This is a genomic window from Intrasporangium flavum, assembly GCF_001956915.1.
Classification (GTDB): Bacteria; Actinomycetota; Actinomycetes; order Actinomycetales; family Dermatophilaceae; genus Monashia; species Monashia flava.
Genome location: NZ_MLJO01000008.1, coordinates 74,745 through 97,539, shown reverse-complemented (window position 1 = coordinate 97,539; position 22,795 = coordinate 74,745). Strand labels below are relative to the sequence as shown.

The 22,795-nt window shown below is 72.8% G+C and carries 23 protein-coding genes; 12 read left to right on the top strand and 11 right to left on the bottom strand.

All coding sequences use genetic code 11. The features are described 5' to 3' along the window. Positions 1-4: 4 nt before the first annotated feature. The 4 genes from BIV28_RS07070 to BIV28_RS07055 all read left to right on the top strand — a co-directional run bounded on the left by BIV28_RS07070 (position 5) and on the right by BIV28_RS07055 (position 3,303). On the top strand, positions 5-763 hold the full coding sequence (locus BIV28_RS07070) for an ABC transporter ATP-binding protein (RefSeq protein WP_076260520.1): 759 nt from the start codon (positions 5-7) through the stop codon (positions 761-763). Then, positions 760-1,494 (top strand): ABC transporter permease, encoded by a 735-nt coding sequence (locus tag BIV28_RS07065; protein WP_076260519.1) that lies wholly within the window; start codon positions 760-762, stop codon positions 1,492-1,494. Before BIV28_RS07070 ends, BIV28_RS07065 begins: the two co-directional genes overlap by 4 nt. Before the next feature lie 65 nt (positions 1,495-1,559). Beyond that, positions 1,560-2,489, top strand: a complete 930-nt coding sequence (locus BIV28_RS07060; RefSeq protein WP_076260517.1) for a Ppx/GppA phosphatase family protein — start codon at positions 1,560-1,562, stop codon at positions 2,487-2,489. A 16-nt stretch (positions 2,490-2,505) separates the two neighbouring features. Further along, complete coding sequence (locus BIV28_RS07055; protein WP_076260515.1) at positions 2,506-3,303, top strand: sugar phosphate isomerase/epimerase family protein; 798 nt, start codon at positions 2,506-2,508, stop codon at positions 3,301-3,303. A gap of 64 nt (positions 3,304-3,367) precedes the next feature. Here the strand turns inward: BIV28_RS07055 and BIV28_RS07050 are convergent, their stop codons facing one another. The 3 genes from BIV28_RS07050 to ku form a co-directional block, all read right to left on the bottom strand. Beyond that, the gene (locus tag BIV28_RS07050) at positions 3,368-4,096 is read right to left on the bottom strand and encodes an SDR family oxidoreductase (RefSeq protein ID WP_076260513.1); all 729 of its coding nucleotides are present in this window, start codon (positions 4,094-4,096) and stop codon (positions 3,368-3,370) included. Positions 4,097-4,132: 36 nt separating this feature from the next. Further along, on the bottom strand, positions 4,133-5,359 hold the full coding sequence (locus BIV28_RS07045; RefSeq protein ID WP_076260511.1) for an acetyl-CoA hydrolase/transferase family protein: 1,227 nt from the start codon (positions 5,357-5,359) through the stop codon (positions 4,133-4,135). 109 nt (positions 5,360-5,468) lie between these two features. Continuing rightward, on the bottom strand, positions 5,469-6,416 hold the full coding sequence (ku, locus tag BIV28_RS07040; RefSeq protein ID WP_076260510.1) for a non-homologous end joining protein Ku: 948 nt from the start codon (positions 6,414-6,416) through the stop codon (positions 5,469-5,471). Between the two features lie 18 nt (positions 6,417-6,434). Here ku and ligD (BIV28_RS07035) point away from each other — a divergent pair, with 18 nt between their 5' ends. Next, complete coding sequence (gene ligD / locus BIV28_RS07035) at positions 6,435-7,382, top strand: non-homologous end-joining DNA ligase (RefSeq protein ID WP_076260508.1); 948 nt, start codon at positions 6,435-6,437, stop codon at positions 7,380-7,382. Continuing rightward, positions 7,382-8,269 carry a non-homologous end-joining DNA ligase gene (gene ligD, locus BIV28_RS07030; RefSeq protein WP_076260506.1) on the top strand — a complete coding sequence of 296 codons (888 nt, stop codon included), beginning with the start codon at positions 7,382-7,384 and terminating at the stop codon, positions 8,267-8,269. Before ligD (BIV28_RS07035) ends, ligD (BIV28_RS07030) begins: the two co-directional genes overlap by 1 nt. Positions 8,270-8,392: 123 nt before the next feature. Here ligD (BIV28_RS07030) and BIV28_RS07025 read toward each other — a convergent pair whose 3' ends face one another. Then, positions 8,393-8,725 (bottom strand): histone-like nucleoid-structuring protein Lsr2, encoded by a 333-nt coding sequence (locus BIV28_RS07025; RefSeq protein WP_076260505.1) that lies wholly within the window; start codon positions 8,723-8,725, stop codon positions 8,393-8,395. Positions 8,726-8,965: 240 nt separating this feature from the next. After that, on the bottom strand, positions 8,966-9,238 hold the full coding sequence (locus BIV28_RS07020) for a hypothetical protein (protein ID WP_207555833.1): 273 nt from the start codon (positions 9,236-9,238) through the stop codon (positions 8,966-8,968). Between the two features lie 94 nt (positions 9,239-9,332). On the opposite strand from BIV28_RS07020, the gene radA reads away from it, so the two are divergent. The 3 genes from radA to BIV28_RS07005 are packed head-to-tail and all read left to right on the top strand — an operon-like array spanning position 9,333 to position 12,857. After that, complete coding sequence (gene radA, locus BIV28_RS07015; RefSeq protein WP_076260502.1) at positions 9,333-10,763, top strand: DNA repair protein RadA; 1,431 nt, start codon at positions 9,333-9,335, stop codon at positions 10,761-10,763. Positions 10,764-10,818: 55 nt separating this feature from the next. Beyond that, complete coding sequence (gene disA, locus BIV28_RS07010; RefSeq protein WP_076260500.1) at positions 10,819-11,895, top strand: DNA integrity scanning diadenylate cyclase DisA; 1,077 nt, start codon at positions 10,819-10,821, stop codon at positions 11,893-11,895. 59 nt (positions 11,896-11,954) lie between these two features. Beyond that, complete coding sequence (locus tag BIV28_RS07005) at positions 11,955-12,857, top strand: HhH-GPD family protein (RefSeq protein ID WP_076260634.1); 903 nt, start codon at positions 11,955-11,957, stop codon at positions 12,855-12,857. A gap of 16 nt (positions 12,858-12,873) precedes the next feature. On the opposite strand, the gene BIV28_RS07000 is transcribed toward BIV28_RS07005, so the two are convergent. Continuing rightward, positions 12,874-13,263 carry a pyridoxamine 5'-phosphate oxidase family protein gene (locus BIV28_RS07000; protein WP_076260499.1) on the bottom strand — a complete coding sequence of 130 codons (390 nt, stop codon included), beginning with the start codon at positions 13,261-13,263 and terminating at the stop codon, positions 12,874-12,876. Between the two features lie 148 nt (positions 13,264-13,411). On the opposite strand from BIV28_RS07000, the gene BIV28_RS06995 reads away from it, so the two are divergent. Genes BIV28_RS06995 through BIV28_RS06985 form a run of 3 tightly spaced genes read left to right on the top strand, consistent with a single transcriptional unit; the run spans position 13,412 to position 15,994 of the window. Beyond that, positions 13,412-14,206 carry an ABC transporter permease gene (locus tag BIV28_RS06995; RefSeq protein ID WP_076260497.1) on the top strand — a complete coding sequence of 265 codons (795 nt, stop codon included), beginning with the start codon at positions 13,412-13,414 and terminating at the stop codon, positions 14,204-14,206. Then, positions 14,199-15,065 carry an ABC transporter permease gene (locus BIV28_RS06990; RefSeq protein ID WP_341350202.1) on the top strand — a complete coding sequence of 289 codons (867 nt, stop codon included), beginning with the start codon at positions 14,199-14,201 and terminating at the stop codon, positions 15,063-15,065. The genes BIV28_RS06995 and BIV28_RS06990 overlap by 8 nt, the downstream gene beginning before the upstream one ends. Next, positions 15,062-15,994 (top strand): ABC transporter ATP-binding protein, encoded by a 933-nt coding sequence (locus BIV28_RS06985; RefSeq protein WP_076260495.1) that lies wholly within the window; start codon positions 15,062-15,064, stop codon positions 15,992-15,994. The genes BIV28_RS06990 and BIV28_RS06985 overlap by 4 nt, the downstream gene beginning before the upstream one ends. 13 nt (positions 15,995-16,007) lie before the next feature. On the opposite strand, the gene BIV28_RS06980 is transcribed toward BIV28_RS06985, so the two are convergent. From BIV28_RS06980 to BIV28_RS06960, 5 genes are all read right to left on the bottom strand, one after another. Further along, complete coding sequence (locus BIV28_RS06980; protein WP_076260631.1) at positions 16,008-16,496, bottom strand: amino-acid N-acetyltransferase; 489 nt, start codon at positions 16,494-16,496, stop codon at positions 16,008-16,010. 59 nt (positions 16,497-16,555) lie between these two features. Continuing rightward, on the bottom strand, positions 16,556-17,773 hold the full coding sequence (locus BIV28_RS06975; protein ID WP_207555825.1) for an LCP family protein: 1,218 nt from the start codon (positions 17,771-17,773) through the stop codon (positions 16,556-16,558). A 22-nt stretch (positions 17,774-17,795) separates the two neighbouring features. Then, entirely contained in the window at positions 17,796-19,130 is a 1,335-nt protein-coding gene (locus BIV28_RS06970) for an FtsX-like permease family protein (protein WP_076260492.1), read from the bottom strand. Then, positions 19,127-19,891 (bottom strand): ABC transporter ATP-binding protein, encoded by a 765-nt coding sequence (locus BIV28_RS06965; RefSeq protein ID WP_076260490.1) that lies wholly within the window; start codon positions 19,889-19,891, stop codon positions 19,127-19,129. The genes BIV28_RS06970 and BIV28_RS06965 overlap by 4 nt, the downstream gene beginning before the upstream one ends. 202 nt (positions 19,892-20,093) lie before the next feature. Further along, on the bottom strand, positions 20,094-22,712 hold the full coding sequence (locus BIV28_RS06960) for an ATP-dependent Clp protease ATP-binding subunit (protein WP_076260489.1): 2,619 nt from the start codon (positions 22,710-22,712) through the stop codon (positions 20,094-20,096). Positions 22,713-22,795 lie beyond the last annotated feature (83 nt).

Here is a 22,795-nt window from a genome sequence, read left to right as displayed (position 1 = left end):
TCACATGGTGAATAACTCGTCGGGACCCGCGGTCGTCGTGCACGGCCTGCGCGTCGTGCGCGGCAAGCGCCTCGTGATCCCCGACCTCGACCTCGAGGTCCCACCCGGCGAGGTCGTCGGCCTGCTCGGCCCCTCCGGGTCGGGCAAGTCCACGCTCATCCGGTGCATCGTCGGCGTCCAGATCATCGAGTCGGGCACCGTCACCGTCCTCGGCCACCCGGCCGGCTCCGCGCCCCTGCGCGACGACGTCGGCTACGTCACCCAGGACCCGAGCGTCTACGCCGACCTCACGATCCGCGAGAACGTCGCCTACTTCGGCCGCGCGGTCGGCCTGCGCGGCACCGAGCTGCGCGACGCCGTCGACCGCACGCTCACCGAGGTCGACCTCACCTCGCACGCCGACCAGCTCGTCCGCGACCTCTCCGGCGGGCAGGAGTCGCGGGTGTCGCTCGCGGCCGCGCTCGTGGGGCGCCCGACGCTCCTCGTGCTCGACGAGCCGACCGTGGGCCTCGACCCGGTCCTGCGCCGCGACCTCTGGAACCTCTTCCGGCGGCTGGCCGAGGCCGGCCACTCGCTCATCGTCTCGAGCCACGTCATGGACGAGGCCACCCGCTGCGACCGCCTCGTCCTGCTGCGCGAGGGTCGCGTGCTCGCCGACGTCACGCCGGACGAGCTGCTCGCCCGCACCGGGGCCCCCGACGCCGACGCCGCCTTCCTCGCGCTCATCGACGCCGAGGCCGCGCGCGAGAGGAGCGCATCGTGAACGCCGCCCTGTCCTTCGTCACGGCCGGCCGCGTGCTGCGCCAGGTGCGGACCGACCACCGCACCGTCGCGATGATCCTCGTCGTGCCGTGCGTCCTGCTCGGCCTGCTCGCGTGGATCTACAACGGCACGCCGGTCTTCGACAACGTCGGGCCGGCCCTGCTCGGCATCTTCCCGATGATCGTCATGTTCATCGTCACCTCGATCGCGACGTTGCGCGAACGGCAGTCCGGCACGCTCGAGCGCCTCCTCACGACGCCGCTGGGCAAGGGTGACTTCATGCTCGGCTACGGGCTCGCGTTCGGGGCGCTCGCCGTCGTGCAGGGCATCGTCGCGACGGCGTTCGCCGTGTGGGTGTGCGGCCTCGACGTCGCCGGGTCGGTGGGGCTGCTGCTCGTCGTCGCCCTCGCCGACGCCGTGCTCGGCACCGCCCTCGGGTTGCTCGCGAGCGGGTTCGCCCGCACCGAGTTCCAGGCCGTGCAGTTCATGCCGGCGTTCGTGCTGCCGCAGATCCTGCTGTGCGGGCTGCTCGTGCCGCGCGACGAGCTGCCGACGCTGCTGTCGTGGATCTCCGACCTGCTGCCGCTGTCGTACGCCGTCGACGCGATGAACGCCATCACCGACAGCGCCGACGGCTCGGCCGCCGCGCTCCGGGCCCTCGGCGTCGTCGTCGCCTTCATCGTCGGTGCCCTCGCGCTCGGCTCGCTCACCCTGAGCCGCCGCACCCCCTGACCCGTCCGCGGGTCGATGGCCGGACGGCGCCGGTCCGGCCGGACCGGCGCCGTTAGGGTGAGGGCATGCGTCTGGGCGTCGTCGACATCGGGTCGAACACGGTCCACCTCCTCGTCGTCGACGCGCACCCGGGTGCCCACCCGCTGCCGGCCTTCTCGCACAAGACCGAGCTGCGCCTGTCCGAGAGCCTCGACACCGACGGACGCGTCGCGGACGCCGTGGCCGACCGGCTCGTCGCGTTCCTGCACGAGTGCCTCCAGGTGGCCGAGGACCAGGGCGTCACCGACCTCTTCGCCTTCGCCACCTCGGCCCTGCGCGAGGCGCCGAACGGCGAGGCGGTCATCGATCGGGTCCGTTCCGAGACCGGCATCGACCTCGACGTCCTCAGCGGTGTCGACGAGGCCCGCATGACCTTCCTGGCCGTGCGCCGGTGGTTCGGCTGGTCGAGCGGCCGCGTGCTCGTCGTCGACATCGGCGGCGGCTCCCTCGAGCTCGCGGCCGGCCTCGACGAGGAGCCCGACGTCGCGCTGAGCCTCCCCCTCGGGGCCGGACGCGTCACGCGCGAGCAGCTGCCCGGCGACCCTCCCGACCCCGCGGTCGTCCGACGCGTCCGCTCGGGCATCCGCATGACGCTCGGCGAGCACGTGCGCCCGCTGCTGACCGGCGGCGTGCCCGACCGGGTCGTCGGCACCTCGAAGACGATGCGCTCGCTGGCCCGGATCGCCGGTGCCGCGCCCCGCGGCGACGGCCCGTTCGTGCCGCGCTCGATGACCCGCGAGGACCTCCGCGGCATCGTCGAGCAGCTCACCGGCCTGCCGGCCGCCGCCCGTGCCGAGCTGCCCGGCGTGTCCGAGGGGCGGGCCCGCCAGCTGCTCGCCGGGGCCCTCGTCGCCGAGGCCGCCCTCGACCTGCTCCAGGTCGACCACGTCGACATCTGCCCGTGGGCGCTGCGCGAGGGCCTGATCCTGCGCCGCCTCGACCACCTCGGCGGATGACGCCGGCCGTGGCCTCATGAGCATCCGCATCGGCCTGTCGACGTCGTCGGTGTACCCCGGCAACGCCGCCACGGCCTTCGCCACCGCCGACCGCCTCGGCTACGACTCGGTCGAGGTCATGGTGTGGACCGACCCGGTCACCCGCGAGCCCGGCGCGCTGCGGGCTCTCTCCGAGCTGCACGGGTTGCCGATTGCGTCCGTGCACGCGCCGACGCTCCTTCTGACCCAACGGGTCTGGGGCCCCGACCCGTGGACGAAGATCGACCGCTCCATCGACCTCGCGCTCGAGGTCGGTGCGCCGGTCGTCGTGCTGCACCCGCCGTTCCGGTGGCAGAAGGACTACGCCGAGCAGTTCGTCGAGGGGATCGCCGAGCGGGAGGCCGCGAGCGGCGTCCGGCTCGCCGTCGAGAACATGTACCCGTGGCGCACCGCGGGGCGCGAGGTGCTCGCCTACCTGCCGCACTGGGACCCGGTCGAGCAGGCCTACGACAGCGTGACCATCGACCTGTCGCACACGGCCACCGCGGGCTCCGACGCCGCCGCCATGGTGAGCGCGCTCGGCTCCCGGCTCGCCCACCTGCACCTCGCCGACGGCCTCGGCTCGTTCAAGGACGAGCACCTCGTGCCCGGGCGCGGCGGCCAGCCGTGCGCCGACGTGCTCGAGCTGCTCGCCGACTCCGGCTGGTCCGGTGACGTCGTCGTCGAGGTGTCGACGCGCAAGCTGTCGCAGGAGGCGCGTGAGGTCGACCTCGCCGAGGCGCTCGCCTTCGCCCGCCTCGCCACGGCACCGACGCGGGGAGCGAGCCGCATCTGACGGCGGGCTCGTCGGGATCCGCTGGGCTGCAACGGTGCCCGGGTCGATGCCCCGGCCCGGGGCGTCAGGCGGTGTACCCGCGCGGGCGCACGCTGATGCTGTCGACGTTGGCCCGCGGGCCCGCTTCCAGCGCCAGGCGAACCGCCGCGACCACCGACTCGACGTCGAGGTAGCGGGCCGCGTCGTACTCGGCACCCTCGAACGAGACGAGCTCGTGCTGCATGTCGGTGTCGACGCGTCCCGGGTGCACCGACGTGACGCGCACGCCGTTGCCGCGCTCTTCCTCGCGCAGCGCGTCGGTCAGGGCGCGCAGCGCGAACTTCGATGCGGCGTAGGCGCCCCCGCCTGCTCCGCTCGTGAAGCCCGACCCGGAGTTCACGGCCACGACGCGTCCCTCGGCCGCCCGCAGCGCCGGCAGGAGGGCCCGCGTGACGGCCGCGACGGCGACGACGTTGACGGTCAGCGACTCGACCCAGTCGGACGCGGGCGCGTCGGCCACCGTGCCGCTGCGCAGGATGCCGGCCGAGTGGACGAGCACGTCGACCCGCGGGTGCCGGGCCGCGAGGTCCGTCAGCGCCGAGTCGAGGGACCCACCGGGAGAACAGTCGGCGAGGTCGGCGACCAGCCCCTCGGCAGAAGGGAGCTCGTCGACGACGCGGCCCACCGACCCCGCGCTGCGACCGCCCACGACGACGTGGTGCGTCGCCGCGAGGTCGCGCGCGACGGCGAGGCCGATGCCACGGGTGCCCCCGGTGACGACGGCGACGGGACGGGACGCGTCGGTCTGGCTCATGCGGCCACCCTAGGCCGAGCGCGCACAGCCCGCGGCTCAGGCGAGCCCGAGCGCATGCGCCTCCTCCCAGAGGTCGTCGCGCACGCGGGGGTGGGCGCAGTTCTCGATGATGTCGTGGCACTGCTCGCGCTCGCTGCGACCCCAGAGCTCGGCGACGCCGTGCTCGGTGACGAACGCGCTCTGCTGGAAGCTCGTGACCGGCTCGTCGACGAGCGGCACGACGGTCGAGCAGTCGGCCTTGGGGTGCCAGGAGCGCAGGGCGATGAACGACTGGCCGCCGGGGGAGTGCAACGCCCCGACGATGAAGTCGGTCTGCCCGCCGAACCCGGAGTGGATGCGGGCGTTGATCCTCGACGCGTTGGCCTGCCCGAACAGGTCGACCTCGAGCGCCGTGTTGACCGACGTCATCTGCCGCTGCTGCGCGATGAGCCCGGGGTCGTTCGTCTTCTCGGTGCGCAGCATCCGCACGCGGGGGTTGCGGTCGAGCCAGTCGTAGAGGTCCTGGCTGCCGAAGACGAACGAGGACACCAGCGGGTGGTCGGGGTCCAGGGCGCCCTCGGCGTCGAGGGCGAGGACGCCGTCGGAGAACATCTCGGTCCACACCCGCAGGCCGCGCCGGCCCACGAGCGCGGCCAGCGTCGCGTCGGGGACCGCGCCGATGCCGAGCTGCATCGTCGCGCCGTCGAGCACCTTCGAGGCGACGATCTGCCCGATGGCGGCGCTGTCGGCGTCGGGCGGCACCGGCAGGTGCGAGGCCAGCGGCGCGTCCACCTCGACGGCCAGGTCGACGTGCTCGACCGGCACCTGGGCGTCGCCGAACGTGTAGGGCATCCGCGGGTTGAGCACGGCGACGACGAGGCCGCCCCTCGCCCGGCACGCCTCGATCGCAGCCGGCAGCACGTTGACCTCGAGGCCGAGGCTCACCTGGCCGTCGACGGGCGGCGCGCAGTGCACGAGCACGACGTCGGGCGGAAGCGACCGCTTGTAGAGCAGAGGCACGAGCGAGAGCCGCGACGGCACGTAGCGCAGCCTCGGGTGGTGGCGCATCCCCGGTCCGACGAAGCACGTCTCGACGGTGACGCCCTCCCGGTCGGGCAGGCCCTTCGGGGCGTTGAGCGCGTGGAGGACGTAGGCCGGTACGGCCTCGTCGACCGCGGCCAGCGCCTCCAACGGGACGGCCATGTTGCCGCTCGTGACGATGCGCGGGTTGTCCGGCAGGCCACGGAGCCGCTTCTGGAGCTCCTCGACGGTGACGATCTGCACGGTTCCATCCTCCCGCCGGGGTGTCACCGACGGGCCGTGAACCACGCCGTCGCGCCGTGAGTTCGGTCTCGTCCGGTTCTGTCCCGGCGGGCGGTAAGCAGGGCGGTGGTCAGCTGGCCTTGCGGGAGGCCTTCTTCGCCGCGGCCTTCTTCGTCGGCGCCGTCTTCTTTGCCGTCGTCTTCTTCGCCGCGGTCTTGGGAGCGGTCTTCTTGGCCGCCGCCTTCTTCGCCGGCTCGTCGGACGCCTCGGTCGCTCCCGCGTCGGACGCTCCTGAGCCACCGCGCGCTGCCTTGGCCTTGTCGACGCTGCGCTGCAGGGCCGCGAGCAGGTCGACGACCTCGGTCTCCTCCTCGGCGCGCTCCGGCGTCTCCTTGAGCTCGCCGCCCTCGATCTTGGAGGACACGAGCGCCTCGACGGCCTCGGAGTAGTCGTCCTCGAACTCGTCGGGCTCGTAGTCGCCCGACAGCGAGTCGACGAGCGAGGCCGCCATGGCCAGCTCCTTGGTCGTCGCGTGCGTCTCCTCCGAGAGCGACTCGAACTCGGGCGCGCGCACCTCGTCGGCCCAGAGCAGGGTCTGCAGCACGATGACGCCCTCGCGCACCCGGAGCACGGCGAGCGTCATGCGGGTGCGGATGGAGACGGTGACGAGCGCCATCCGGTCGGCCTTCTCCAGCGCGTCGCGGAGCAGCACGTACGGCTTGAGGCCGGTCTTGTCCGGCTCGAGGTAGTAGCTCTTGTCGAACAGCAGCGGGTCGATCTGCTCGGACGGCACGAACTTCTCGATCGAGATCTCCTTGGAGGAGCGCGAGGGAAGGCTCTTCATGTCCTGGTCGGAGAGCACGACCATCTGGCCGTCGGAGGTCTCGTATCCCTTGGCGATGTCCGAGTACGGCACCTCCTCGCCATCGATGGCGCAGACGCGCTGGTACCTGATTCGCCCACCGTCCTTCTCGTGGACCTGGCGGAACTGCACGTCATGGTTCTCCGTGGCCGAGAAGAGCCGGACCGGCACATTCACCAGTCCGAACGACACGGCGCCCTTCCAGATGGCTCGCATGGGAACAAGAATGCACCCATGCGCCCCATGCTCGCGACGCCCGCGTCGGCCATTCCGACCGGGGAGCAGTGGAGGCACGAGGTGAAGTGGGACGGAATGCGCGTCCTCGCCGACGTCAGGGACGGTGCGGTGCGCCTCTTCTCGCGCACCGAGCGCGACGTCACGGTCGCCTTTCCCGAGCTGCACGGGCTGCACGCCGAGTACGCCGACATGCTCCTCGACGGCGAGATCGTCTCGCTGCGCCAGGGCGTGCCCTCGTTCGGCGCGATGGCCGAGCGGTTCCACGTCACCGACGCCCGACGCGCCGCCCGGCTCGCCGAGGAGGCGCCGGTGACGCTCATGGCCTTCGACCTGCTGCGCCTCTACGGCGTCGACCTGCTGGCCCGCCGGTGGAGCGACCGCCGGTCCACGCTCGAGCGGCTCGAGCTGTCGACGCCGCGCTGGCAGACGCCGCCGACGTTCACCGACGGCCCCGCCCTCCACGCCGCGACGCGCGAGCAGGGCCTCGAGGGCATCGTGTCCAAGCGCGTCGACTCCCCGTACGTGCCCGGCGTCCGCTCGCCGTACTGGCTCAAGTCGCCGCACCGCGGCACCGTGTCGGTCGTCATCGGCGGCTGGCGCCCGGAGATCGGCGGCGCCGGGGCGCGCCGGCTCGGGGCGGTGCTCGTCGGCGTGCCCGGCCCGGGCGGGCTGCGCTACCTCGGACGCGTCGGCTCCGGCCTGGCCGGACGCGTCGGGCAGACGCTGCTGCACGACCTGACGCCGCTGGCGTCGGGGGAGTCGCCGTTCCTGACCGAGGTGCCGCGCGAGGACGCCGACGGCGCCACGTGGGTGCACCCCGTGCTCGTCGCCGACGTCCAGTCGCTCGGGCTGAGCAGCCAGGGGCGGCTGCGCCAGCCGGCGTTCAAGGGCCTGCGCACCGACCTCACGCCGGGTGACGTCGACGACCACGCCGAGGGGGAGTGATGGCCTACGAGCCGCCGAAGGTCACCGTGGAGGTTGACGGGCGCCGGATGCGCCTGTCGAGCCTCGAGAAGGTCATGTACCCGGCCACCGGCACCACCAAGGCGCAGGTGCTCGACTACTACGCGCGCGTCTCCTCGGTGATCCTGCCGCACCTGCGCGACCGGGCCGTCACCCGGATCCGCTTCCCGCACGGCGTCGGCGACATGCAGTTCTTCGAGAAGAACCTCCCGGCCGGCACCCCCTCCTGGATCCGCCGCGCGGGCCGCGACCCCGTCTTCCCGCTCATCGACGACCTCGCCGGGCTGACCTACTTCGCCAACCTCAACTCCCTCGAGCTGCACGTGCACCAGTGGCGATACGAGGGCGAGGGCCGCGACGCCGTGGCCCTCAATCCCGACCGGCTCGTCATCGACCTCGACCCCGGCCCCGGCACCGGCCTGCGCGAGTGCGCCCACGTCGCCCTGATCGTGCGCGAGCGGCTCGGGGCCATCGGGCTCGACACGGTGCCCGTGACGAGCGGCAGCAAGGGCCTGCAGCTCTACGCGGTGCTGCCCGGCGAGCACACGAGCGACGCGATCCGCGACACCGTGCAGCAGCTGGCCCAGGAGCTGAGCAAGAAGCACCCGGACCTCGTCGTGTGGAAGATGGCCAAGGAGCTGCGCCCCGGCAAGGTGTTCCTCGACTGGAGCCAGAACGTCGCGGCGAAGACGACCGTCTGCCCGTACTCGCTGCGCGGTCGAGAGGCCCCGACGGCGGCCTGCCCCCGCTCGTGGGAGGAGGTCGAGGTCGGCGCCGAGGGCGGCACCTTCGAGCAGCTGCGGATGGAGGAGGTCGTCGACCGCGTGGCCACGGGCGGCGACCTCGCGGCCTCGATCACCCGCGCCTGACGCGTCGGGGCTCGGGACGCTCGGGGGACGCGTCGGGGCTCGGGACGCTCGGGACGCGTCCGGCCGGGGACGCACGAGGGCCCGGCACCGTGCGGTGCCGGGCCCTGCTGGTGCGACCGGTTGTCAGTGCGCCTTGTCGTAGGCCTCCTGGACCTCGGCCGAGATGCGGCCGCGGTCGGAGACCTGGTGCCCGTTGGCCCGGGCCCACTCGCGCACGGCGGCGAGGTCGCGCTTGGCGCCCCCGCCGCCGCTGCTGCGGCGCTTCGTCGTGGCGCGCGCGCCGCCGCTGCGGCGGGCGTGGCCGACCCACGAGGCGAAGTCGTCGCGCAGCTTCTTGGCGTTCTTGTCGGACAGGTCGATCTCGTACGTCACACCGTCGAGGGCGAACGTCACCGTCTCGTCGGCGTCACCCTGGTCGATGTCGTCGATGAGTCTCACTTCGACACGCTGAGCCATGTTTCTCCGTCTGAGGAAGGGGTTGTTATGGAGGGGAAATGCGAGCCCATCGCTATGGGCAGGATCAAATTACCGCCATCGCGCGGGAAATGCACTTTCCTCGGAGAAAACGGGCCCGTATTGGCCGGGAAATGTCAGTGCGTGACCTTTTCGGTGTCCCCGTCGTTCTGTGCGGGGGACGTGCGCCCGAATGCGATTCGGGCGCTCGCTCTTTCGGGCATTCGCCCGGTCAGAGGCGCATCAAGGCCCGACGCGGTCGGTTCCTGGAGCGTCCGTGCCGCGTGAACCATTGACGGAGTGCGCGGCGTCGGTGGAAATGTCCGTCGCAGTGGTGCCGGTGTCGACCGGCTTTTGCGCCTGCTCATGGGCGCGGTCGTGCTCGGCCTCCCATTTCGCCTGGGCCAGTCGCTCGCGACGGTCTCCCTCGAGAATGGTCTTGATGACGAAATAGAACAGCACGGCCACTCCGACCGTCGGCACGATCGCGAGCACGTAGGGCATGACCGACTCCATGTACCCAGTCTCGCACGCACGGGTGATGGCCTTTCCCGGCGCCGTCGGCGGGGGCTGCGGGCCGTTGTCGGCCCCGGGCCCTACGGTCGTCGCCATGGCTTCGAGGACCGCGACGAGATCGTCCGCGTCGGGGCGGCGTGCCCCCGGCTACCGCTGCGCCGAGTGCGGCTGGACCACCGTCAAGTGGGTCGGCCGCTGCGGCGAGTGCCAGGCGTGGGGCACCGTCGGTGAGGTCGGCGCCACCACGGCCCGCACCGCCCCCGCGTCGGTCGTCGACCCCGCGCCGCGCATCGGCGACGTCGACATCACGCAGGCCGCCGCGCGTCCCACCGGCGTCGCCGAGTTCGACCGCGTCCTCGGCGGCGGCCTCGTCCCGGGGGCCGTCGTCCTCGTCGCCGGCGAGCCGGGCGTGGGCAAGTCCACGCTGCTGCTCGACGTCGCCGCCCGCGCGGCCCGCAGCGGCGCCGACGTCCTCTACATCAGCGGCGAGGAGTCGGCCGCGCAGGTCCGGGCCCGGGCCGGGCGCATCGAGGCCCTCGCCGACACCCTCTACCTCGCGTCCGAGACCGACCTCGGCACCGTCCTCGGCCACGTCGAGGCGCGGGCTCCGCAGCTGCTCGTCGTCGACTCCGTGCAGACCGTCGCCAGCGCCGACGTCGAGGGCCAGCCCGGCAACGTCTCGCAGGTCCGCGAGGTCGCGGCCAGCCTCATCCAGTCGGCCAAGTCGCGCGGCATGGCGGTGCTGCTCGTCGGGCACGTCACCAAGGACGGCTCGATCGCCGGCCCGCGCGTGCTCGAGCACCTCGTCGACGTCGTCGTCCAGTTCGAGGGCGACCGCCACTCGCGGCTGCGGCTCGTGCGGGCGGTCAAGAACCGCTACGGCCCCACCGACGAGGTCGGCTGCTTCGACCTGTCCGACGTCGGCATCGTCGGGCTGCCCGACCCGAGCGGGCTGTTCCTGTCGAGCCGCGACCACGCGGTGGCCGGCACGTGCGTCACCGTCACCCTCGAGGGGCGGCGCCCGCTCGTGGCCGAGGTGCAGGCGCTCGTCGCGCCCTCGCCGCTGCCCTCGCCGCGTCGCACCTCCAGCGGCCTCGACGCCTCGCGCCTTGCGATGATCATCGCCGTCCTCGACAAGCGGGCCGGTGCCCCGGTCGGCTCGCGCGACATCTTCGCCGCCACGGTCGGCGGGGTCCGCATCACCGAGCCGGCCGCCGACCTCGCCATCGTGTGCGCCGTCGCGTCCTCGGTCGTCGACCAGCCGCTGGCCCCCGACGTCATCGCCCTCGGCGAGGTCGGTCTCGCCGGCGAGGTCCGACGCGTCACCGGGCTCGACCGCCGGCTGTCAGAGGCGGCACGCCTCGGGTTCCGGCACGCGCTCGTTCCCGGGGGCAGCCTGGCCGACACCACGGTGCCGCAGGGCATCCGGGCGGTCGAGGTGTCCGACGTGCCCCGCGCCATCGAGGCCATCGGACGCCTCGCCGGTGCCCGGACATCCGGCACGCATGCCCTCGGCACCGTCTAGACTGCGACCGACCGGGGTCGACGCGCTGGGCTCGCCCCCTGCTGACAGGGACGTGATGGACCGGAACGACGAGCTGCTGCTCCGCGCGGCCCTCGCCGCAGTGGCCCCGGGCACCGAGCTGCGGGACAGCCTCGAACGGATCCTCCGCGGCCGCACCGGCGCCCTCATCGTCCTCGGCTTCGACCGGGTCGTCGAGTCCATCTGCACCGGCGGCTTCGCCCTCGAGGTCGAGTTCTCGGCCACCCGCCTGCGCGAGCTGTGCAAGATGGACGGCGCCGTCGTCCTGGACCGCGAGGGCGCCCGCATCGTTCGGGCCGCCACGCAGCTGGTCCCCGACTCCAGCATCGAGACCACCGAGTCCGGCACCCGGCACCGCACCGCCGAGCGGGTCGCCAAGCAGACCGGCTTCCCGGTCATCTCGGTGAGCCAGTCGATGGGCGTCGTCGCGCTCTACGTCGGCGACCTCCGGCACGTCATCGAGGGCTCGCCCACGACGCTCTCGCGCGCCGACCAGGCCCTGCAGACCCTCGAGCGCTACAAGGCCAGGCTCGACGAGGTCACCGGCACCCTGTCGGCCCTCGAGATCGAGGACCTCGTCACGATCCGCGACGTCACCGCGGTGCTCCAGCGCCTCGAGATGGTCCGGCGCATCTCGGCCGAGATCCAGGACTACGTCGTCGAGCTCGGCACCGACGGCCGCCTGCTCAGCCTCCAGCTCGAGGAGCTCGTCGGCGGCCTCGGCAACGACCGCGAGCTCGTCATCCGCGACTACCTGCCGGCCACCAAGTCGGGCCTCACCCTCGAGGAGGCGCTGGCCAACCTCGAGGCCCTCAACTCCGTCGAGCTGCTCGACCTGCCCGCGGGTGCCCGCGCCGTCGGGTTCTCCGTCGTCGGCGACAGCCTCGACGCGCCCGTCAGCCCGCTCGGCTACCGCCTCCTGACCAAGGTGCCGCGGCTGCCGAGCGCGATCGTCGAGCGCCTCGTCACGCACTTCGAGTCGCTGCAGCGCCTCCTCGCCGCCGGCATCGAGGACCTCATGCTCGTCGAGGGCGTCGGCGAGGGCCGGGCGCGCGCCGTCCGCGAGGGGCTCTCGCGCCTCGCCGAGTCGAGCATCCTCGAGCGCTACGTCTGACGGGCGTGACCGGCGCGACCGGCGCGACCGGCGTCCGTGGTGGCGCCTACGATGCCGCCGTGCCCACCCCGCCCTCCTCACCCGTCGCGACGCCGCTGCTCCACGAGCGCGTCAACGCCTGGTACGCCGAGGCCGGCCGGCAGCAGCTGCCGTGGCGTGCCCCTGACTGCAGCCCCTGGGGCGTGTTCCTGTCCGAGGTGATGTCGCAGCAGACGCCGCTGGCCCGCGTCGAGCCGATCTGGCGCGAGTGGATGGAGCGCTGGCCCACACCGGGCGCGCTCGCCGCGGCCGCTCCCGGCGACGCCGTACGCGCGTGGGGCCGGCTCGGCTACCCGCGCCGGGCGCTGCGGCTGCACGAGGCCGCGACCGCGATGGTCGACCGGCACGGCGGCGAGGTGCCGGGCACCCCGGCCGAGCTGCTCGCGCTGCCCGGGGTCGGGGCCTACACGGCGGCCGCCGTCTCATGCTTCGCCTTCGGCATCCCGGAGGTGGTCGTCGACACCAACGTGCGGCGCGTCCTGGCCCGGGCCGTCGAGGGCAAGGCCTTCCCGAACCTCACGCTCAACCGGGCCGAGGCGCGGCTCGCAGCGGAGTCGATGCCGGCCGACCGCGACACCGCCAACACGTGGAACGTCGCGGTCATGGAGCTCGGCGCGCTGGTGTGCGTGGCGCGTGGGCCACGCTGCGGCGAGTGCCCGGTGGCCGACCTCTGTGCCTGGAACCTCGACGGCCGCCCGGCCTACGACGGGCCGCCGCGTCGCGGCCAGGCCTGGCACGGCACCGACCGGCAAGTGCGCGGCGAGCTGCTGCGCCGGCTGCGAGACCGGCACGCCGACCTCCCGCTCGCCGACCTCGCCGACAGCGGCCCCGACGCGGCGCAGGTGATGCGCTGCCTCGACTCCCTCGTCGCCGACGGCCTCGTCGAGCCCCTCGACGGCGACCGCTTCCGGCTCCCCGCCTGACGGGGCCCGCGTCCGGTCAGAGGTTGCCGAGGACCCGGTCGACGGCGATCTCGACGACGACCCGCTGCGGGTTGGGGCGGGGCTCCCGGTAGCGAGCCGCGTAGCGCCGCTCGGCGTCGGCCACGGTGGCCGCGTCGTCGAGGACGCGGGTGCTGCCCTCGAGCGTCAGCCAGTGGCGACCCTCCACCTGGCAGACCGCGGCCCGGCCGCCTCGGGCCGCGTTGACGGCCTTCTGGCTCGTGCGGCTCGTGATGACGCGCACGACGAGGGCCTCTGCGTCCCAGGTGAACCCGACGGGTGTCACGTGGGGTGAGCCGTCGCGTCGCGCGGTCGTCAGGGTGGCCAGGTGCCTGACCCGGAGGAACTCGAGGGCCTCGGGGGACAGGTCGCGCGCTGATCGGGCCATGGGCACACCTCACCACATAGGCCCGGCGTCCGTGTCCGCGCCCGTGCACGTGCCCCCGAACCCCGTTGCCCGGCGTTGGCCGGACCAGTAACGTGGCCCCTCGTGCCTCCGGCCGGGGCGCAGGGGAGCGAGAGGGGGAGCGGGGACCGTGTCGACGTTCTGGCTCCTCGTCCGGGCGGGCTTCCGGCGCCACTCGACCTACCGGCTCGCGCTCCTCGCGGGCATGACGACGAACTCGGTCTTCGGGCTGATCCGCGCCTCGATCGTGCTCGCGGCAGTGGCGTCGGCGGGGTCGGCCATCGGGGGCTACGACGCCCCGACCGCCGTCGCGTTCGTGTGGTGGGGCCAGGCGCTGCTCGGCACCGTCAACCTCTGGGGCTTCCAGGAGGTGGGCCAGCGGGTCCGCACCGGCGACATCGCCATCGACTTCCTGCGGCCGCTCGACCCCCAGTTCGCCTACCTCGCAAGCGATCTCGGACGCGCGGGCATCAACCTCATCGCGCGGGGAGCTCCCGCGCTGCTCGTCGGTGCGCTGCTGTTCGACATGGCGTGGCCGCCCGGGGCGATGGGGTGGGTCGCCGGATTCGTGTCGGTGGCCCTCGCCGTCGTCGTGGCCTTCGCGGGCAGCTTCGTCGTCAACCTCCTCGCGTTCTGGCTCGTCGAGGTGCGGGGCGTGCGCCTGCTCTACATGATCTTCGGCGGCCTGCTCTGTGGCCTCTACGTGCCGGTGCCGTGGTTCCCCGACTGGCTGCGGACCATCGCCCAGTGGTCGCCGTTCCCGTCGATGCTCCAGAACCCCATCGACATCCTCGCCGGGCGGGTGACCGGCGCGCAGGTGCTGCCGACGCTCGCGAGCCAGGTGTTCTGGGCGGTGGTCCTCGTGGTCCTCGGCCAGGTCGTCATGCGGGCCGGCCGGCGCAAGCTGGAGGTGCAGGGTGGCTGACCCGACCACCGTGCCCGGCCCGGTGCACCGCCCGGAGGCCATGGGCCTCACGGGCCTTCGCGAGCGGCTGCGCCCGTACCGCGTCCTGCTCGCCTCGCGCGCCCGGGCCCAGATGCAGTACCGCACCTCGTTCGTCACCGATGTCCTCGGCACCCTCGGCGCGGGCCTGGCCGAGTTCGCCGAGGTGTGGGTCATCTTCCACAACGTCGACGTGCTCGGCGGGCTCGACTTCCCCGCGGCGCTGCTCGTGTTCGCGCTGTCCAACCTCGCGTTCGCGCTGGCCGACATGGTCGTCGGGCACCTCGACCAGCTGCCCACCTACATCCGGGCCGGGCAGGTCGACGCCTTCTACGTGCGACCGCTGCCGCTGCTGGCCCAGCTCGTGACGAGCGACCTGTCGCTGCGCCGCGTCGGGCGGATGTCGGTGGCGGTCGTGGCGCTCGTCGTGGCCCTGACGACGGCCGACGTGTCGTGGTCGTGGGCCACCGTCGCCCTGCTCGTGCTCACCGTCGTCAGCGGCACGGCGATCTTCTCGGCGCTGTTCACGGCCGCGGGTGGGCTGCAATTCTTCCTCGTCGACGGCTCGGAGTTCACCAACGCGTTCACCTACGGCGGGTCCTACGCCGCGCAGCAGAGCCAGCAAGTGTTCCCGAACCTGCTGCGGATCTTCTGGATGTTCGTCGTGCCCACGGCGTTCGTCGCCTACGTGCCGGCCGTGGCGATCCTCCACCTGCCCGGCGACCCGTTCGTGCCGACGTGGCTCGCCTGGTGCACCCCGCTCGCGGCGGTGTTCGCGTGGGCCCTCGCGGCCCTCTGCTGGCGCATCGGCACCCGGCACTACGAAGGAGCAGGCGGATGAGCATCATCGAGACGCGCGACCTCGTGCGCGACTTCAAGCGGACCCGCGCCGTCGACCACATGTCGTTCACGGTCGAGCCGGGCGAGTCGGTCGGCTACATCGGGGCCAACGGCGCCGGCAAGTCGACGACGATCAAGATGCTGACCGGCATCCTCAAGCCGACCTCCGGGCACGTGCGCACGTGCGGCTTCGACCCGATGCGCCAGCGCGTCGAGGTCGCCCGACGCGTCGGCGTCGTCTTCGGCCAGCGCTCCCAGCTGTGGTGGGACCTCCCGCTGCGCGAGTCGTTCACGATCCTGGCCGCCATCCACCGGCTCGACGACGCCCACGCCCGGTCCCGCACCGACCTGCTCGTCGAGCAGCTGGAGATGGGGCCGCAGCTGGGCACCCCGGTGCGCTCGCTCTCGCTCGGCCAGCGGATGCGGGCCGAGATCGCGGCTGCCCTCCTGCACTCACCGGAGCTGCTCGTCCTCGACGAGCCGACGATCGGCCTCGACGTCCTGTCCAAGCAGCGGCTGCGCGAGTTCCTCGTCGCCGAGCGGCGCGAGCGCGGCACGACCCTGCTGCTGACGACCCACGACATGGGCGACATCGAGAGGCTCTGCGACCGCGTCCTCGTCGTCGACCACGGCCGGCTCGCCTTCGACGGCACCCTCCCCGGTCTCGCCGCGACCGTCGGTGCCCAACGGCTGCTCGTGCTCGACCTCGCGGCGCCGACGCCCGACCTCGCGGACGTCCCGGGCGCGACGCTCGTCGGCAGCGAGTCCGACGGCTTGCGCCAGCGGCTGTCGTTCGACCCGGCCACCACCACGGCGGCAGCCGTCCTCGCCCACGTGTCGGCGCGCCACGACGTGCGTGACCTGACGATCGAGGAGCCGGACATCGAGGACGTCGTCCGGCGCCTCTACGCGGCCTCCGGGCGCGCCTGAGGGCGGGAGGCGCTCAGAGGGTGCGGAGCATCCGGGTGTTGCCGAGGGTGTTCGGCTTGACCCGCTCGAGGTCGAGGAACTCGGCGACACCCTCGTCGTAGGAGCGCAGCAGCTCGGCGTACACGGCGTGCGACACGGCCTGGCCCTCGATGGCGGCGAACCCGTGCCGCTCGAAGAACCGGGTCTCGAAGGTGAGGCAGAACAGGCGCCGCACCCCGAGGGCACGGGCGTCCTCGACGAGCTCCTCGAGGATCCGGCCGCCGAGGCCGGTGCCGAGCTGGTCGTCGGCCACGGCGAGGGTGCGGATCTCGGCGAGGTCCTCCCACATGACGTGCAGCGCGCCGCACCCGACGACGCGGCCGTCCACCTCGGCGACCCGGAACTCCTGCACCGACTCGTAGTAGGTGACGGCCTCCTTGCTCACGAGGACGCGTCGCTCGGCGAGCGGTGCGACGAGCGCGCGGATCGCCCGGATGTCGGCGGTGCGGGCGCGCCGCAGCACCGCAGCGGGGGAGGGGTCGGACGCGTCGGACGTGTCTGACGCGTGGGAGGCGTCGGTGCTCACGAGAGGTTCCCGTCGCGGAACTGCGCGAAGAGGCGTCGGGCCTCGGCGCCGAGCACGACGATCGACTGCTGGCCGGCCCACCCGAAGGCGCCCTTGGCGACGCCGCGGCCGACCTTGAGGGGGTTGAGCGTGTGGAGGCCTGCCGTGAACGTGAGGATCTGCTCGGCGTCGAGGTTGCTCCGGCCCACCTTGCTGAAGCTCGTCAGCGCCCGGGGGATGGCGATGGGCCCGGCCAGCTTGGCCTTGATCGCGGACGCGAGGATCACCTCGCCCTGGTGGCGGGACCGGCCGAAGTCGCCGTCGGGGAGGGTCTTGCGCTCGCGGGCGTAGGCGAGGGCCTCGGCGCCGCTCAACGTCTGCGGGCCCGCCTTGATGACGAGGTTCTTGGCGTGCGAGGCCACGACGGTCTTCGGGATGACGATGGGGATGCCGCCCTGCTCGTCGACGACCTTCTTGAAGCCGGAGAAGCCGATGACGACGTACCCCTGCACGGGCAGGCCGGTGACGCGCCGCACCGTGGTGACCTGCGCGGACGGGCCGCCGAACACCATGGCGGAGTTGATCTTTCCCTTGCCGCCGGTCGACAGCGGCACCCAGAGGTCGCGGGCCATGCCCATGACACCGCCGCCGCCGGCGCCGTCCTGACCGATGACCTGGAGCACGTCGGCGCGGGTGCGCTCGAGCGGCTGGCCCTTGCGGGCGTCCGACCCGATGGCGAGGACCCAGCGGGGGCCCTTGGGGCCCAGGGACGGCCGGTCGACGCCGAGGCCGGGCCACCAGCCGCCGACCACCTTCCACGTGGGCCCGACCGCGAGCGTGACGTCGTCGCCGGCCGTGACGACCGCGACGGGGGTGCCCATCCACGACCCGACCGACGCCTTCGCGCCGGCCGGGAGCGCGGCCGGCTTGCGCGCCGCAAGGGCGGCCTTGGCGGTGGGGCTCGCGGCGCTGCCGAGGTCGCCACCGCCGTAGACGCGTTCGACCAGGGCGACGAGGGGAGCAGGTGCGCCGGTGAGGCCACCCTGCGCGGGCGCCGAGGAGGTGCTGCCCGTGCCCGTCGTCGTCGCCGACCCTGCCGTCGAGGCCGGGGCCGAAGCGGGCGAGCCGCTCGGGGTCGACGTGCACGAGGCGAGCAGTGCGGCCGTCGCGGCGGCCGCGACGGCGACGCGCGTGCTGGCTCGGCGGCGCGCGGCGGGGCGGTGCACAGAGGTCACCGCCCCACCGTAGACGACCGGTTCACGCGACGCGGGAGGCCGTCCGAACGAGGGAACGCGAGGCCAGCACCGAGGCCAGCACGACGGCTCCAGCGAGCGCCGACGTCACGACGAACCGCACGACGAGCGCGCCGTCGAGGTGGCTCGAGAAGGGCAGGACCAAGGTGAAGACGAACCCCGCGGACAGGGCGATCGTCACCGCGAGCGGCAGCGCCACCTCGAGGGCGCGCGCCCGGTGCAGGGCGCGCTCACCCGTGCCGGCGAGGGCGAGCGCGCGGTACTGGTCCCGCTGGTCGAGCACCCGGGCCGCCTGCACGACGCCGGTCGAGGTTGCACCGACCACCGTGATGATGGCGAGCGTCACGAACGACCCCGTCGACACGTCGGCCGCGAGGTAGGCCTCGAGCCCGGTCGCGGACGCGTCCACCGAGGTGAGGCTCGTGAAGCCCACGACGACGACGGCGAGGCCGAGGGCCCCCACGGCACGCCACGTGCTCTTCGGGTCATCGGCGATGCGGCGGGCAGCGAGGAGGGTCGTGGCGGTGGGCGCCACCCGGGCGGCCAGGCGCCCGGCGACCATGACGACCCACGGCCCGACCGAGTTGACCGCGAGGATCATCGCCCCGAGCACGAGGACGATGGCGACCCGGTCCGGCTCCTTCATCGGCGTGATGACGAGCAGCCATGCCGCGCCGGCGGCCACGGCCACGAGCACCCGGAGGAGGCTGAGCCGCTTCGGGCTCGTGCGGGCCGCGACGCCGAGCGGGCTGACGGCCACGCGGGCCAGGCTCGACGCGCCCGACAGCACGGCGACGAGGACGACGGCGGCCACGACGAGCCCGGTCTTCCACAGCGGCAGCAACAGCTCGCCGAGCTCGAAGGTGCGCCCCTGGAAGGTCAGCCGTGCCACGAGCGGCACGGCCGCGACGTAGAGGACGACGCCGGCGAGCGCGCCGACCAGCGCCTGCGCGGCCGCCTCGGCCAGCGTCATGAGGGTCACCTGGCCGGTCGTGCCGCCGGCGAGGCGCAGCGCCGCGAGGCGTTGGTCGCGCCGGGCGATGGCCAGCCGCGCCGCCACGCCGCCGAGGGTGAGGATCGGGATGACCATGCACGTCGTGGCGATCCAGGCCAGCGTGACGTAGAGGTCGCCGATCGCCGCCGCGTCGATGGCGAGGCCTCCCACCCGGGCGTCCGGCGGCGTCGCGTTGCGCACCTCGAAGGCGGTGAGGCCGGCGACGCAGACGAGCAGCGCCGCGGTCGCGACGGCGAACGACACGACCGAGAGCACGCCGGGCACCCGGTCCTGCCCGGTGCCGGCCCGGCGCAGCCGCCACCACAGCGACAGCGCGGCGTTCACTGCGCCACCTGCGGTGCGGCAGCAGCGACGGACACGCCGGGCCGACGCGTCGTGCGCTCGACGACGCGTCCGTCCCGGACCCGCACGACCGTGCCGCACCAGGCCGCGACGTTCTCGTCGTGGGTCACGACGACGAGGGCCGCGCCGGTGTGGGCGGCGAGGTCGGTGAGGTGGCGCATCACCTCGGCGCTCGTGTGCTGGTCGAGGGCGCCGGTGGGCTCGTCGGCGAACACGACGCCCGGACGCGCCACCATGGCCCGCGCGATGGCGACCCGTTGGGCCTGGCCGCCCGACAGCTCGCCGGGCCGTCGCTTCTCGAGGCCCGCGAGCCCGAGCGGCGCGAAGAGCGGCTGTGCCTGCCGCGTCGCGACCCGCCGTGAGACGCCGTCGAGCATGAGTGGCAGCGCGACGTTCTCGACCGCGGGCAGCTCGGGCAGCAGCATCCCCTGCTGGAAGACGAAGCCGAAGTCCTTGCGGCGCAACGTGGTCCGCTCGCGGTCCGACATCCGCGCGACGTCGCGGCCACGCCACAGCACCTGGCCGCCGGTCGGGCGCAGGATGCCGGCCAGCACGTGCAGCAGGGTCGTCTTGCCCGACCCCGACGGACCCATGACGGCCACGCTCTCACCGGGGAGCACGGTCAGGTCCACGCCGCCGAGCGCGGGCGGTGTCTGGCCGGGGCTGCGGCCGTAGGTCATGACGAGGTCGCGGGCCACAAGGCCCTCGGAGGCGTTCTGGTCGTGATTCATGGCGTTGCTCATGGCCCCAACCCTCGCCGCGCTGGGTGGCGCGCGTCGTCGGCCGACGGGCCCGACGCGTCCGGCGCCGCTACGACCCGGGTCTGACCCGGGCGCACCCCGGCGTCCGTCCCCGGTCGAGCGACGCCGGGAGGCAGGTACGACGAAGGGGCCGGGGAACGCGTCCCCGGCCCCTTCGGCCGTGTGCTCTACCGCTTCTGCAGGCTCAGCGCTCGCCGCCCGCCACCCCGTGGTCGGGGTAGACGGTGTCGTCGGGCACCGACGGTCCGGCCGTCACGTTGACGCCGAGGGCCTCGTCGAGGGCCGCGCCCTCGGGAAGCTCGGGCAGGTCGTCGGCCGGGCGGTGCGTCGCGTCGGGGTGGGCCATGTCGGAGAAGGTGAACGTCTCCTCCTTGCCCTCGCCCTCGGTGTCGACCTTGATGTACTGGCCGGACGTGAACTCGGCGTAGAGGATCTTCTCCGACAGGGCGTCCTCGATCTCGCGCTGGATGGTGCGACGCAGCGGGCGCGCACCGAGCACGGGGTCGTAGCCCTTCTTGGCGAGCAGGTCCTTGGCCGCCTGCGTGAGCTCGATGCCCATGTCCTTGTCCTTGAGCCGCTTGTCGAGCTTGGCGATCTCGAGGTCGACGATCTGCGTGATCTCGTCCTTGTTGAGGTGCGGGAACACGATGGTGTCGTCGACGCGGTTGAGGAACTCGGGCCGGAAGTGCTGCTTGAGCTCGTCGGTGACCTTCGCCTTCATCCGCTCGTAGTCCGAGCGGCTGTCGGGCCCGGCCGAGAAGCCCATGTTGGCCTTGGAGATGTCGCGCGTGCCGAGGTTGGTCGTCATGATGATGACGGTGTTCTTGAAGTCGACCATCCGACCCTGGGAGTCGGTGAGGCGGCCGTCCTCGAGCACCTGCAGCAGCGAGTTGAAGATCTCCGGGTGGGCCTTCTCGACCTCGTCGAAGAGCACGACGGAGAACGGCTTGCGGCGCACCTTCTCGGTGAGCTGGCCGCCCTCCTCATAGCCGACGTAGCCGGGGGGCGAGCCGAACAGGCGGCTCACCGTGTGCTTCTCGGAGTACTCCGACATGTCGAGCTGGATCAGCGCGTCCTCGCTGCCGAAGAGGAACTCGGCGAGCGTCTTGGCCAGCTCGGTCTTACCGACGCCGGTGGGGCCGGCGAAGATGAACGAGCCACCCGGGCGACGCGGGTCCTTCAGGCCGGCGCGGGTGCGGCGGATCGCCTGGGACAGCGCCTTGACGGCGTCGTCCATGCCGACGATGCGCTTGTGCAGCTCGTCCTCCATGTGGAGCAGGCGGCTGCTCTCCTCCTCGGTCAGCTTGAAGACCGGGATGCCGGTGCTGGCCGCCAGGACCTCGGCGATGAGCTCCTCGTCGACCTCGGCCACGACGTCCATGTCGCCGGACTTCCACTGGGCCTCGCGCTCGGCCTTCTCCTGGCGCAGGCGCTTCTCGTCGTCGCGGACACGGGCCGCACGCTCGAAGTCCTGGCCGTCGATGGCCGACTCCTTCTCGCGGACCAGCGCGGCGATCTTCTCGTCGAAGTCGCGCAGGTCCGGCGGCGCCGTCATCCGGCGGATGCGCAGTCGCGCGCCCGCCTCGTCGATGAGGTCGATCGCCTTGTCCGGCAGGAAGCGGTCGTTGATGTACCGGTCGGCCATGTTCGCCGCGGCGACGAGCGCGCCGTCGGTGATCGTGACCCGGTGGTGGGCCTCGTAGCGGTCGCGCAGGCCCTTGAGGATCTCGATGGCGTGCGGGAGCGTCGGCTCCTGCACCTGGATCGGCTGGAAGCGCCGCTCGAGGGCCGAGTCCTTCTCGATGTGCTTGCGGTACTCGTCGAGCGTCGTCGCGCCGATCGTCTGCAGCTCGCCGCGGGCCAGCATCGGCTTGAGGATGCTCGCCGCGTCGATGGCGCCCTCGGCGGCACCCGCACCGACGAGCGTGTGGATCTCGTCGATGAAGATGATGATGTCGCCGCGGGTGCGGATCTCCTTGAGGACCTTCTTCAGCCGCTCCTCGAAGTCACCGCGGTAGCGGCTGCCGGCCACGAGCGAGCCGAGGTCGAGGGTGTAGAGCTGCTTGTCCTTGAGCGTCTCGGGCACCTCGCCCTTGACGATGTCCTGCGCGAGGCCCTCGACGACGGCGGTCTTGCCGACGCCGGGCTCGCCGATGAGGACGGGGTTGTTCTTGGTGCGGCGGGACAGCACCTGCATGACCCGCTCGATCTCCTTCTCGCGCCCGATGACCGGGTCGAGTTTGCCCTCGCGGGCGGCCTGCGTGAGGTTGCGCCCGAACTGGTCGAGCACGAGCGACCCCGCCGGGGTGCCCTCGCCCTGGGCCTGACCGACGCCGGCGCCGGCCTTCTCGCTGCCCTGGCCACCCTGGTAGCCCGACAGCAGCTGGATGACCTGCTGGCGCACCTTGTTCAGCTCGGCGCCGAGCTTGACGAGCACCTGCGCGGCGACGCCCTCGCCCTCGCGGATGAGGCCGAGGAGGATGTGCTCGGTGCCGATGTAGCTGTGGCCGAGCTGGAGGGCCTCGCGCAGCGAGTACTCGAGGACCTTCTTGGCGCGAGGCGTGAAGGGAATGTGGCCGGTGGGGGCCTGCTGCCCCTGGCCGATGATCTCCTGGACCTGGGCCCGGACCGCTTCGAGCGAGATGTCGAGCGACTCGAGGGCCTTCGCGGCGACGCCTTCGCCTTCGTGGATCAGACCCAGGAGGATGTGCTCGGTCCCGATGTAGTTGTGGTTGAGCAGGCGTGCTTCCTCCTGCGCGAGGACAACCACCCTCCGGGCCCTGTCGGTGAACCGTTCGAACATGTTCTTCTCCTGACTGATCGAGAGACATCTCGATGCTATCCGTGCCCGCTGTCGACGAGCACAACCCGACCAACGCGGCGACG